Source organism: Canicola haemoglobinophilus (assembly GCF_002015075.1).
Classification (GTDB): Bacteria; Pseudomonadota; Gammaproteobacteria; order Enterobacterales; family Pasteurellaceae; genus Canicola; species Canicola haemoglobinophilus.
Map to the genome: position 1 here is coordinate 1 of NZ_MUXZ01000013.1, position 11,470 is coordinate 11,470.

At 38.1% G+C, this 11,470-nt stretch carries 13 protein-coding genes; 3 read left to right on the forward strand and 10 right to left on the reverse strand.

Features of this window, described 5'->3' with window-relative positions; genetic code table 11:
- Nucleotides 1-49: 49 nt before the first annotated feature.
- From B0186_RS05360 to B0186_RS05380, 5 genes are all read right to left on the reverse strand, one after another.
- Nucleotides 50-814, reverse strand: a complete 765-nt coding sequence (locus B0186_RS05360; RefSeq protein ID WP_078218352.1) for a class I SAM-dependent methyltransferase — start codon at nucleotides 812-814, stop codon at nucleotides 50-52.
- Complete coding sequence (trmA, locus tag B0186_RS05365) at nucleotides 790-1,890, reverse strand: tRNA (uridine(54)-C5)-methyltransferase TrmA (RefSeq protein WP_078218353.1); 1,101 nt, start codon at nucleotides 1,888-1,890, stop codon at nucleotides 790-792. The genes B0186_RS05360 and trmA overlap by 25 nt, the downstream gene beginning before the upstream one ends.
- A 64-nt stretch (nucleotides 1,891-1,954) precedes the next feature.
- Nucleotides 1,955-2,284, reverse strand: coding sequence for a MaoP family protein (locus tag B0186_RS05370; protein WP_078218354.1), 330 nt, complete (start codon nucleotides 2,282-2,284; stop codon nucleotides 1,955-1,957).
- Between the two features lie 55 nt (nucleotides 2,285-2,339).
- On the reverse strand, nucleotides 2,340-2,948 hold the full coding sequence (dsbA, locus tag B0186_RS05375; protein WP_078218355.1) for a thiol:disulfide interchange protein DsbA: 609 nt from the start codon (nucleotides 2,946-2,948) through the stop codon (nucleotides 2,340-2,342).
- Between the two features lie 17 nt (nucleotides 2,949-2,965).
- Nucleotides 2,966-3,232, reverse strand: coding sequence for a YihD family protein (locus tag B0186_RS05380; RefSeq protein ID WP_078218356.1), 267 nt, complete (start codon nucleotides 3,230-3,232; stop codon nucleotides 2,966-2,968).
- 66 nt (nucleotides 3,233-3,298) lie between these two features.
- Between B0186_RS05380 and mobA the strand changes: the two genes are divergently transcribed.
- Together mobA and B0186_RS05390 are read left to right on the forward strand one after the other, a co-directional pair.
- Nucleotides 3,299-3,886 (forward strand): molybdenum cofactor guanylyltransferase MobA, encoded by a 588-nt coding sequence (gene mobA / locus B0186_RS05385; protein ID WP_078218357.1) that lies wholly within the window; start codon nucleotides 3,299-3,301, stop codon nucleotides 3,884-3,886.
- A gap of 122 nt (nucleotides 3,887-4,008) precedes the next feature.
- On the forward strand, nucleotides 4,009-6,015 hold the full coding sequence (locus tag B0186_RS05390) for an OPT family oligopeptide transporter (RefSeq protein ID WP_078218358.1): 2,007 nt from the start codon (nucleotides 4,009-4,011) through the stop codon (nucleotides 6,013-6,015).
- A 157-nt stretch (nucleotides 6,016-6,172) separates the two neighbouring features.
- Here B0186_RS05390 and B0186_RS05395 read toward each other — a convergent pair whose 3' ends face one another.
- The 5 genes from B0186_RS05395 to B0186_RS05415 all read right to left on the reverse strand — a co-directional run bounded on the left by B0186_RS05395 (nucleotide 6,173) and on the right by B0186_RS05415 (nucleotide 9,858).
- A complete protein-coding gene (locus B0186_RS05395; RefSeq protein ID WP_078218359.1) occupies nucleotides 6,173-6,988 on the reverse strand; it encodes a shikimate 5-dehydrogenase in 816 nt (271 codons plus the stop codon).
- A 16-nt stretch (nucleotides 6,989-7,004) separates the two neighbouring features.
- Nucleotides 7,005-7,802 (reverse strand): serine O-acetyltransferase, encoded by a 798-nt coding sequence (cysE, locus tag B0186_RS05400; protein ID WP_078218360.1) that lies wholly within the window; start codon nucleotides 7,800-7,802, stop codon nucleotides 7,005-7,007.
- Nucleotides 7,803-7,815: 13 nt separating this feature from the next.
- A complete protein-coding gene (gene gpsA / locus B0186_RS05405) occupies nucleotides 7,816-8,832 on the reverse strand; it encodes an NAD(P)H-dependent glycerol-3-phosphate dehydrogenase (RefSeq protein WP_078218361.1) in 1,017 nt (338 codons plus the stop codon).
- Nucleotides 8,833-8,897: 65 nt separating this feature from the next.
- Complete coding sequence (gene secB / locus B0186_RS05410; protein WP_078218362.1) at nucleotides 8,898-9,401, reverse strand: protein-export chaperone SecB; 504 nt, start codon at nucleotides 9,399-9,401, stop codon at nucleotides 8,898-8,900.
- 10 nt (nucleotides 9,402-9,411) lie between these two features.
- Nucleotides 9,412-9,858, reverse strand: coding sequence for a rhodanese-like domain-containing protein (locus B0186_RS05415; RefSeq protein WP_078218363.1), 447 nt, complete (start codon nucleotides 9,856-9,858; stop codon nucleotides 9,412-9,414).
- A 234-nt stretch (nucleotides 9,859-10,092) separates the two neighbouring features.
- On the opposite strand from B0186_RS05415, the gene B0186_RS05425 reads away from it, so the two are divergent.
- Nucleotides 10,093-11,403 (forward strand): anaerobic C4-dicarboxylate transporter, encoded by a 1,311-nt coding sequence (locus B0186_RS05425; protein ID WP_078218365.1) that lies wholly within the window; start codon nucleotides 10,093-10,095, stop codon nucleotides 11,401-11,403.
- Nucleotides 11,404-11,470 lie beyond the last annotated feature (67 nt).

Here is an 11,470-nt window from a genome sequence, read left to right on the forward strand (position 1 = left end):
CTTTTGGGGTGCAGATCAATTCACTAAGGCTTTTTTACGATTACGAAAGTTAGGTTTTCAGATAAATATCAAAACGATGATTTTTTGTTTCTCGGCTAAAGTGCGGTGCTTTTTGTGCGAGAAACTCTGCATAATCGGGGCGTTTCACTACCACTCTTTTTTGTGCCAACAATAAAGCAAGCGCTAACAAAGTATCCGCATCTAAATCTGCGCCAACTAAATGCTGAAAAATTCGCATCTCTTTTTTCACTAGCGCACTTTTTTGTTTATGAGGATACATCGGATCCAAATAAACCACATCAGCAACATCTTCACTAGAATTTAATTGTTCAATGTGAGTTACATCCAATAATTGCATATTGGCTTGCATCATCGAGCCAATTTCAGCGTCCGCATAAGCGCGTCTTAAGCCATCTTGTAATAACAAATAGACGACTGGATGACGCTCCACCAAACGCACTTTACAACCTAAAGCGGCAAGTACAAAGGCATCACGACCTAGTCCAGCAGTTGCATCTATAACAGTTGGTAAATAATCCCCTTTGATGCCCACTGCCTTTGCCACAGCCTCACCACGTCCACCACCAAATTTACGGCGATGAGCCATTGTGCCCTCAACAAAATCCACATAAACCGCTCCTAGCTTTGGCTCATCTAATTTGCGTAACTCCAAGCGAATTTGTCCATTAACTTCCGTTTGCACAAGGGCTAAATAACTCGACGGATCATGGATTAAGCCTTTTTGTTGGCAAAGTGCGGTAAATTCCACCGCACTTTCAGTTTCACAAATTAATTGGATTTTCTGATTAACCATACACCCGCTTCCATATGTTCGGTATAAGGGAATTGATCAAATAAGGCAGCTTTTTCAATGCGATGTGTTTTGGTCAATTCTTGTAAATTCTCGCACAGCGTATGCGGATTACAGGATATATATAAAATCCGTTCATAATTTTGTACTAATTTCACCGTTGCCGCATCAAGCCCAGCCCTTGGTGGATCAACAAAAATCGTATTGCATTGGTAATCTTTTAAATCAATGCCTTTTAAGCGATTAAATGCGCGGACGCCATTCATTGCTTGGGTAAAGTCTTCTGCGGACATACGAATAATTTGCAGATTATCAATTTGATTAGCAGCAATGTTGAATTGCGCTGCATTGACAGAAGGTTTGGCAATTTCGGTAGCTAAGACTTTGCGGAAGTTTTGCGCCAGTGCAATAGAAAAATTACCATTACCACAATAAAGCTCAAGTAAGTCGCCTTGGCTGTTTTTAGTACAATCAATCGCCCACTCCAACATTTTACAATTCACTTTTGCATTCGGTTGGGTAAAGCTATTTTCTACTTGGCGATAAATATAATGGCGATTTTTTACAGGGAGAACTTCATCAACGAAATCTTGCTCAAGGCAAATTTTTTGCTTGCTAGCTCGACCGATAATCTGTACATCAAATCCTTGCGCCATAAGTTGCTTTTTCAGCCAAATTGCTGCTTGCTGCCATTTTTCATCAAGGGCTTTGTGGTATAACAAACTCACAATAATTTTATTACTTAAGGTACTGAGATAGTCAATTTGAAATAAACGGCGAGTTAAAACATTGTGCTGTTTGAGTAAAGGTAACAACGCTTGCATCATTTGATTAATGAGCTTGCTCGCAATAGGAAATTGATCAATACGGTAACGTTGTTTGCTTTCTTGATCGAACATAATATGATAGAAATCACCTTGCTCATGCCAAATACGAAATTCCGCGCGCATACGGAAATGGCTTGTTTCAGAGGCAAATACCTCAAGTGTTGGGGCATCAAAAGGTGCTAAAAGTGCGGTCAGTTTTTGCTGTTTTTCTGCTAACAACGTGGAATATTGTTCGATAGGTAAATTTTGCATGATCTTTTGCTATTGAGTAAAAATGAAAAGGTGCGAATTTCGCACCTCTTTTTCTTATTTGAAGTTATTCTGCGGAGAAGTCATCTAAATTATCAGCACCAACAACGCCTGATAATGTGTAAACACGTTTGTTGGTGGAGATACGAGAACGATATTTATGCCAAGTTTTTTCAAAATAAGTTTCTGCAGGATGCTCTCCACGGCAGAACGCAACGAAGGCTTTTTCTTCTTCTGTCACTGGCTCACGCTCGCCTAAATCTAAGGCTTTAAATGCTTGACCATATTGCTCTAAAGTTTGTGATTCACGAATGGTGTAATCGCCATGACGAGAAAAACCTCGTGGATAATTTTTATCGTCAAAAAAACGACGTGTAACGCTAAAACTTTCTGCCATAATATCCTCTATATATTCTTCTGTAAAAATCGGCTCGCATTAAATCAATTTTTTGTTATTTTTGCAATAAACCTTTGACAGTTTCTACATAATCCTTGATAAAACCGTCCATTGAGCGCGATAAACCTTCGCCATTTACTTTATATTTACCATTCACATAAAATTCAGGTGTTGCTCGCACGCCTAGTTTTTTTGCTAATGTAATTTGTTTGTTGGTAAGAGCCGTGACTGCAAAACTATTAATGCCACCATCAAATTGTTCAGCTGTAACGCCGTTCGCTAAAAATACATCACGAATATTATCTAAAGTTGGCGCTTTTCTTTTCTCAATAATCATCTCAAATAAAGGCATTTTAACTTTTTCCTCTATGCCTAAAATCATAGCAAGCGACCAAGCACGAACCATCTCTTCGCCTAACCAATCCACATGATATTGTTTAAATGTAGCATCTTTAGGTAAATCAGCTTTAATTTTCTGTGGAATTTGATACTTAGTTTCAAAATTAAAACAATGAGGGCAACTAAAAGAGAAAAACTCAATGATCTCAGTTTGCACTGAGTGAGGTTGATTAAGTTCAATGTATTGTTTGCCTTCTTGTAGTTCTAAAGCTTGTGCTGAACTTAAAAAGAAAAAAGAGGCGAATGCTAAAAGAATTTTTTTCATAAAATGCTCCTGTTCAATTATTCAATAATGCCACGCGCTTTTAATAGTGCGGTTTTAAAATCATCTTCGTAGTCTTTTTTAATACCCAGAATAGGCTCATTTTTATCTGTGCCATACATTTTTAGATGATAAATAATGACTTCATCAGTTAATTCTGCAACAGGTTTATCAAAGCCTGTTTCCTCGGCAATTTTTTGCAAAATTTGAGTTAAATGCAAATCGGGGTTGTTGGACCAATAAGGTTGTAAAAGTTCCAACACTTCGTTTAAACGATGACATTTCATAAAGTTTTCCTTATTATCTCAGTCAAGAAGTGAGCTATCATACTTGAAATATATAAAGAAGAAAATATGACAATAACAATTAGTGCGGTAATTTTAGCTGGCGGACAAGCTAAACGAATGGGTGGGCTAGATAAAGGTTTACAGTTATTGCAAGGTAAACCACTTTATCAACATTGTTTACAAAGACTTCATCGGCAAGTTGCTGACATTTCAATTAACGCCAATCGTCATCAAGGGATTTATCAACAAAGTGGACTAACAGTTTTTTCCGATGAATTAGAAGGATTTCAAGGGCCTTTAAGTGGCATATTGACCGCACTTGAACGAGCCAAGACGGATTTTGTGCTGTTTGTGCCTTGTGACAGTCCTTTTTTGCCTTTGGATTTGTGTGCGAAGTTGCAAAGTGCGGTAGAAAATTCAGCAAGTTTATTGGCCTATGCCAATGACGGAGAACGTGAACACCCCACTTTTTGTTTACTTTCCACTAAACTTAAATTTTCCCTAAGGGATTATTTACAATCTGGCGAGCGCCGAATGTTGCAGTTTTTTCGTCAGCATAATGGCATTTCTGTGGACTTTAGTACACAAAAACAAGCCTTTATTAATATGAATACATTGCAAGATATTGCAAAATCTCAAAATATTGATGCTTAAATTTTAATTTTTACCATTAATAACCCTAGTTTTTGTATAAATATACGAAAAATCATTTTTTTACTACGTAATTAGAGGTAAACTTCTTAAGTTTTTATACATTACATAAATAGGAATAAAACATGGTAAGCAACCAACAATCATTAAAAGAACTCACATTCCGAGGAATGTTGTTAGGTGCGTTGATCACTGTGGTGTTCACAGCTTCTAATGTGTATTTGGGTTTAAAAGTCGGTTTGACTTTTGCCTCATCAATTCCAGCCGCTGTTATTTCAATGGCAGTGTTAAAATTTTTCAAGGGGCATAATATTCTTGAAAATAATATGGTGCAAACACAAGCATCTTCCGCTGGGACATTATCTTCCGTTATTTTCGTTATCCCAGCGATGTTAATGATGGGATATTGGCAAGGTTTCCCATTCTGGCAAACATTATTAATCTGTATCTCTGGTGGTATTTTAGGGGTAATTTTCACTGTGCCATTACGTAATGCAATGGTGGTAAAAAGTGATTTGCCTTATCCTGAAGGTGTTGCTGCGGCAGAAATTCTGAAAGCAGGTAATGATGAAACTGGTGGTAGTGGTATCAAAGAAATCGCCACTGGTGGTGTAATTGCGGCAATCGCTGGCTTTTTAACTAACGGCTTGCGTGTAATTGCAGATGGTGCAAGCCTTTGGTTTAAAGGTGGCAATGCCATTTTCCAAGTACCAATGGGTTTCTCACTTGCACTTTTAGGTGCTGGTTATTTAGTCGGCATGGTTGGCGGTGTCGCTATTTTATTAGGTATTTTTGCCGCTTGGGGTGTAGCAGTTCCTTACTTTACTTCTGCGGCACCAATGCCAGTTGACGCAGATATGATTGGCTATGCTTTTGGTATTTGGAAAAGTAAAGTTCGCTTTATTGGTGTAGGTACTATCGGTATTGCGGCAATTTGGACTTTATTAGTATTAATGAAACCAATGATTCAAGGTATGGTGGAATCATTCAGAGCTTTAAAAGATCCAAATGCGAAAAATACTGACCGCACTTCACAAGATTTATCACCAAAAACCATGATTTTCACCACTTTAGTGAGCATCGTATTAATCGTATTGGCTTTATATAGTTTCTTACAACCTGTGGGTATTGAACCAAGTACAGCCATTATTTTAATCTTTGTTTGTACTTTACTTGCTTTCGTTATTGGTTTCTTGGTGGCGGCAGCTTGTGGATATATGGCAGGTCTTGTAGGTTCATCTTCAAGCCCAATTTCTGGGATCGGTATCATTTCTGTGGTAACTACTTCATTAGTATTAATGCTTGTGGGTTCTGCGACAGGTTTATTAGATACCGCTGAAGGTCAAAAATTCTTAACCGCACTTACCTTATTTACTGGTTCAATCGTAGTTTGTATCGCAGCTATTTCTAACGATAACTTACAAGATTTAAAAACCGGTCAATTAGTTGAAGCAACCCCTTGGCGTCAACAATTTGCTTTGATTATCGGTGTTATCGTAGGTGCGTTAGTGATTGCGCCTGTGTTAGAAATCCTTTATCACGCTTATGGTTTTGCTGGTGCAATGCCACGTGAAACAATGGATCCAAGCCAAGCTCTTTCAGCACCACAAGCAACCTTAATGATGACAATTGCAAATGGTATCTTCTCGCATAATCTTGAGTGGAGCTATATTTTCTTGGGTATCGGTTTTGGTGCGGTATTAATCGTAATTGATAGCATCTTGAAAAAAGCCTCTAACAACCGTTTTGCATTGCCAGCATTAGCTGTGGGTATGGGTATTTACTTACCACCTTCAATCAATGCACCTATCGTTGTTGGTGCTTTCCTTGCTTGGTTAATCAACCGTCATTTAGAAAGTTTTGCTAAACGCACAGGTAAAGATGTTGCAGAAGTGAAGAAAAAAGCAGAACGTTTCGGTACATTATTTGCAGCAGGTTTAATTGTCGGTGAAAGCTTAATCTGCGTGTTGTTAGCCTTTATCATTGCGGGATCTGTGACTTCTGGCGGCTCTGATGCACCATTAGCATTACACTTAGAAAACTGGGGCGGTATCGCTGAAGTATTAGGTTTAATGGTATTCGCCGCGGGTACAACAATCTTTGCATTGCGTGTACTTAAAGCAAAACAATAATCTTAATTCGATAGATATTTATGCAAACCTCTAGTCTGAAAACTAGAGGTTTTTTTATATGAGAATGGCTTCAAAAAGTAAGTAAAAATTAACCGCACTTTCAACGCCTTATATGCCGAAAGTGCGGTTATTTTATATGATTTTTTTATGCGAATGGCTAGCTATTCGATCGAGCATAAGCTGCGGCTGCCTGAATTAACGTATCAGATGGGCGTTGTTGTGTATAAAGTTCAAATTGCTCTACCGCTTGTAAAACTATGACTTCTGCACCTGAAATTACTTGCTTGCCTTGCGCTTGAGCAGATTGAATAAAAGGTGTTTCCGCTGGCATAGCAACAACATCAAATGCAACATGGCTTTGTTGGATCATGCTTTCAGGGAAGGCTAAATCAAATTCCTCCTTTCCTCCAGCCATACCGATTGGTGTAACATTAATTAAAATCTCTGCCTGCTGCCCTTGCAATGTATCAATATATTGATAACCATATTGCTGCGCTAAAGATTTACCTGTCACAGCATTACGAGCATAAATTTTGACATAAGTAAAACCGCTCTTTTTCAAGGCTGCAACTACCGCTTTTGCCATGCCACCACTGCCTTGCAAAATAACCTTATCTTGAGGGTTTAATTGATATTTTTCGATTAATTTTACAATCGCAATATAGTCCGTGTTATAAGCCGTTAAATAACCATTGTTATTGACGATAGTATTTACCGATTGAATAGCTTGTGCTGAATCAGTAATTTCATCAATAAATTCCATGCAACTTTCTTTAAACGGCATTGATACTGCACAACCTCGGATACCCAAAGCACGAACACCTTTCACAGCGTGTTCAATATCTGTAGTAGTAAATGCTTTATAAATGAAATTTAAATTCAGTTGTTGGTATAAATAATTATGGAATTTTGTGCCGAAATTCCCCGGTCTGCCAGATAACGACATGCAAAGTTGGGTATCTTTATTTATCATTGTGTTGCTCAAGAAGTTAGATATTTAAGTTAATTGCATCATCAATAAAGTATTGATTCATCTCAAATGCAGGTTTTGCCGCTTTATCTTTACCAACCGTTTTAGAAGGCACACCAGCCACTGTGGTATATTCTGGAACAGGTTGTAGCACAACGGAATTTGCGCCAATTTTAGCGTAACGCCCAATTTCTATATTGCCTAATATTTTAGCGCCAGCACCTATCATCACGCCCTCACGAACTTTAGGATGACGATCGCCACTTTCTTTTCCTGTACCACCTAAAGTGACACCTTGTAAAATAGAAACATCATTTTCAATAACCGATGTTTCACCCACAACAATGCCTGTTGCATGATCGAACATAATGCCACAACCGATTTTTGCTGCTGGGTGAATATCCACATCAAAGGCAACAGAGATCTGGTTTTGTAAATAAAGGGCTAATGCTTTGCGCCCTTGCTGCCATAAATAATGCGTAATTCGGTAGCTTTGTAAGGCGTGAAAGCCTTTTAAATAGAGTAAAGGTGTGGAATATTGTTCGACCGCTGGATCTCGATGGCGCACCGCTCGAATATCACAAGCCGCACTTTCGATAATTTGTGGCTGATTTTGGTGAGCTTCTTCAATAATTTCTCGCAGAGCAATGGCTGGCATAATTGGATTAGCCAGTTTATTGGCAAGAATATAACTCAAAGCACTACCGAGATTATTATGTTTTAAAATAGTGGCATGAAAGAAACTGGCGAGCATTGGCTCACTCTCAGCAAGTTTTGTTGCTTCATCACGAATAAGATTCCAGACTTCTACTGACATATTGTTCTCCTTTCTATTCGCCTTTGCGTTCACGTCCTAACAACGTAATAGCCACATCTTCAGGTTTTTTGCCACAGAATAACATTTGATATACCTGTTCAGTAATCGGCATTTCCACGCCTTGTCGTTGTGCTAATAAATAGGCTTCTCTCGTATTGTAAAAACCCTCCACCACTTGACCAATTTCATTCATTGCTGCGGTACTATCAACACCTTGTCCTAACATTAAACCAAAACGGCGATTGCGAGATTGGTTATCTGTACAAGTTAGCACTAAATCGCCTAAGCAAGACATCCCCATAAAAGTATTTGGATTTGCGCCCAAAGAGGCACCTAAGCGGCTTATTTCTGCAATTCCACGGGTAATTAATGCAGTACGAGCATTAGCGCCAAATCCCATACCGTCGGAAATACCAGCACTAATGGCGATCACATTTTTAATTGCGCCACCTAGTTGTACGCCAATCATGTCTGGATTGAGGTAAACACGAAAATGCTTGCTGCAGTGAATTCTTGCTTGAAATTCTAGAGCAAATTGCTGGTCATTCGAGGCTAAAGCAATGGCAGTTGGCATGCCTGCTGCAAGTTCTTTGGCAAAAGTAGGACCAGATAGGACAGCCAATGGATAGTCATTCCCTAAATGATCTTCAACAACTTCTTGTAATAGTCGCCCTGTATCTCGCTCTAATCCTTTGGTTGCCCAAGCGATACGATGATCTGGTCGTAAGTGCGGTTTAATTTGAGCAATTACTTCCCCGAACACGTGGCTTGGCACAACAATTAATAAATCTCGGGATTTTTGTATTGCTTGAGCCAAATCATCTTCTATTTGTAAAGCATCAGGAAAATCAATATTTGGTAAAAAAGCTTGGTTTTTTCGTTCATTGCGTAAGTTTTGGCAATGTTCAGGGCTATGCCCCCATAAATAAGTGGGATATCCATTGCGCGAAAATGCAATTGCTAAAGCCGTTCCATAAGAACCAGCACCGAGAACTGTAATTGGAGTTGGAGAAAGATTATTTGCACTCATATTTTCTCCTAGAATGTGTGGAGTTAATAGAAAAACTAGGGTGTTATGACAACACCCTAGAAAGATTAATGAACTTCTTTATTTTCAGTTTCTTCAGCTTGTGCTTGTTGACGTTGCATATATTCAACAAATAATGCATCGAAGTTAACTGGAGAAAGATTTAATGCAGGGAATGTACCGCGATTAACTAAGCTAGAAATTAATTCGCGAGCATAAGGGAATAGCATATTTGGGCATTGGGATGTTAAGCAATGTGCTAATTGAACATCTTCCAAACCACTAATAGTAAATACTCCAGCTTGTTTTATTTCACAGATAAAAGCAACATCTTCGCTATCTTCCATTGTTGTTTCAACAGAGATATTCAAACATACTTCATAAAGATCTTCAGCTAATTGAGTGGTTTCTGTGCTTAGGTCAAAACCTAGTTTTGGTTTCCATTCTTGTTGGAAAATATGTGGCAGATTAGGTGCTTCAAAAGATACATCTTTAACGTAAATACGTTGAATCTGTAAAACAGCTTCCGTACCTTGTTCTTCTGTTGCTACAGCTTGATTTTGTTCTGTCATTTTTCGATCCTTATTTATGTTTTTTAACTAAAGGTAAATTTGCAGTCATCCAACCGCTGATACCTTCTTTGAGTGAATAAACTCGGCTAAACCCTTGTTTAACTAATAACTCTGCTGATGAGCTAGAGGTTACTCCTGTTGCGCATACTAAAATCACAGGAGTATCTTTATGTTGTTCAATTTTTCCTAATTTTTGATTTTTAATATCTGTCGGTAAGATATTGATACTATTGATAATATGTCCACGTTGAAATTCATCTATCGTACGTAAATCAACAATAATAGCGTCTTCATTGTTGATTAAACGAGTGGCTTCTGCATTTTCTACAATAGTAACTTTGCTGGTAAATGATTTTACCGATGTATAAATTAACATCGCAAATACACCAACCCACGCCATAACCATTAAGCTGTGATTTTTTGCAAACTCTGTTGCTAAAGGAAGATATTCTTGCATTTTTTTCTCTATTTTGGGGTTAAATTTAAGGTGAAAAATAAGGGTCTAAGTATAACCGCACTTTCTTCATCTTTCAAAGAAAGTATTGCAAATAAATTGATCTATATTATAGATAGCCTCCCTATTTATTGGTATATTAGCCTTGATTTTCAAGGGGGTTCTGGAGCTCCATTGAAATAGGGTTTCTAATTTTATTAGAAACAATTTTCAAATAGAAAAAAATAGGAAAATACAATGTTTTATGTTCAATTCACTATCGTTTTAGTGTGTATTCTTATTGGTGCACGCATTGGTGGTATCGGTTTGGGAGTTATGGGCGGTTTAGGGCTTGCTATTCTAGCTTTCGGCTTTGGTTTACAACCAGCTGGCTTACCAATTGATGTTATGTTTATGGTCATGGCTGTGGTTTCCGCTGCAGCAGCAATGCAAGCCGCTGGTGGTTTGGATTATATGATCAAAATCGCAACCAATATTTTACGCAAAAATCCAAAATATATTACCTTTATGGCGCCTGCTGTAACCTGGTTATTTACTTTCTTAGCGGGTACAGGTCACGTAGCTTATTCCGTCTTACCTGTTATCGCAGAAGTAAGTCGTCATAGTGGTATTCGTCCTGAACGCCCACTTTCAATGGCGGTAATTGCATCACAATTTGCTATCGTTGCAAGCCCTATCGCTGCAGCGGTTGTTGCTGTTGTTAACTATTTAGAGCCACAAGGCATCAACCTAGGTAGTGTTCTAATGGTAACTATTCCATCAACTATCTTAGGTTTAGCGCTTGCTTGTGTATTTGTTAATAAAATGGGTAAAGAATTAAAAGATGATCCAAATTATCAACGTTTACTAAAAGACCCTGAATATGTGAGAGACAACAGCGTAAGTAATATTGCTGAAATTGAAATTAAACCAACTGCAAAACTATCTGTTGGCTTATTCTTATTCGGTGTATTACTTGTTGTTATCATGGGTGCATTGCCAGAACTACGTCCATCATTCAATGGTAAAGCTATGGGTATGGCGCATACTATTGAAATTGTAATGTTAACTGTTGGTGCATTAATTATCTTAACCTGTAAACCAAACGGCAATGTTATTACACAAGGTTCTGTATTCCATGCAGGTATGCGTGCTGTAATTGCTATTTTCGGTATTGCTTGGTTAGGGGATACTTTAATGCAAGGTCATATTGCAGGCATTAAAGAAAGCGTGAAATTATTAGTTGAAACTGCGCCATGGGCATTCGCATTTGCACTATTCTTACTTTCTGTTTTAGTAAACAGCCAAGGTGCAACAGTGGCAACTTTATTCCCTCTAGGTATCGCATTAGGTATTGAGCCGGCAATCTTAATCGGGGTATTCGTAGCAGTAAATGGTTACTTCTTTATTCCAAACTACGGTCCAATTATTGCATCAATTGACTTTGATACCACTGGAACAACCAGAATTGGTAAATACATCTTTAACCACAGCTTTATGATTCCAGGCTTATTAAGTATGGTATTCTGCTTAGGTTTCGGCTTATTATTTGCCAATATCCTACTTTAATTTTTAGTTAAATTTTTATAAAAAAGCACTGCACTTGAGTTAAAAGTGTGATCTGACCCCAAAAAGT

What these genes read in the sequence shown, in the direction of transcription:
- B0186_RS05395 (WP_078218359.1), bottom strand. Translation starts at nt 6,988, where the DNA reads ATGATAAATAAAGATACCCAACTTTGCATGTCGTTATCTGGCAGACCG.
- cysE (WP_078218360.1), bottom strand. Translation starts at nt 7,802, where the DNA reads ATGTCAGTAGAAGTCTGGAATCTTATTCGTGATGAAGCAACAAAACTT.
- secB (WP_078218362.1), bottom strand. Translation starts at nt 9,401, where the DNA reads ATGACAGAACAAAATCAAGCTGTAGCAACAGAAGAACAAGGTACGGAA.
- trmA (WP_078218353.1), bottom strand. Translation starts at nt 1,890, where the DNA reads ATGCAAAATTTACCTATCGAACAATATTCCACGTTGTTAGCAGAAAAA.
- dsbA (WP_078218355.1), bottom strand. Translation starts at nt 2,948, where the DNA reads ATGAAAAAAATTCTTTTAGCATTCGCCTCTTTTTTCTTTTTAAGTTCA.
- mobA (WP_078218357.1), top strand. Translation starts at nt 3,299, where the DNA reads ATGACAATAACAATTAGTGCGGTAATTTTAGCTGGCGGACAAGCTAAA.
- B0186_RS05380 (WP_078218356.1), bottom strand. Translation starts at nt 3,232, where the DNA reads ATGAAATGTCATCGTTTAAACGAAGTGTTGGAACTTTTACAACCTTAT.
- B0186_RS05370 (WP_078218354.1), bottom strand. Translation starts at nt 2,284, where the DNA reads ATGGCAGAAAGTTTTAGCGTTACACGTCGTTTTTTTGACGATAAAAAT.
- B0186_RS05390 (WP_078218358.1), top strand. Translation starts at nt 4,009, where the DNA reads ATGGTAAGCAACCAACAATCATTAAAAGAACTCACATTCCGAGGAATG.
- B0186_RS05360 (WP_078218352.1), bottom strand. Translation starts at nt 814, where the DNA reads ATGGTTAATCAGAAAATCCAATTAATTTGTGAAACTGAAAGTGCGGTG.
- B0186_RS05415 (WP_078218363.1), bottom strand. Translation starts at nt 9,858, where the DNA reads ATGCAAGAATATCTTCCTTTAGCAACAGAGTTTGCAAAAAATCACAGC.
- gpsA (WP_078218361.1), bottom strand. Translation starts at nt 8,832, where the DNA reads ATGAGTGCAAATAATCTTTCTCCAACTCCAATTACAGTTCTCGGTGCT.
- B0186_RS05425 (WP_078218365.1), top strand. Translation starts at nt 10,093, where the DNA reads ATGTTTTATGTTCAATTCACTATCGTTTTAGTGTGTATTCTTATTGGT.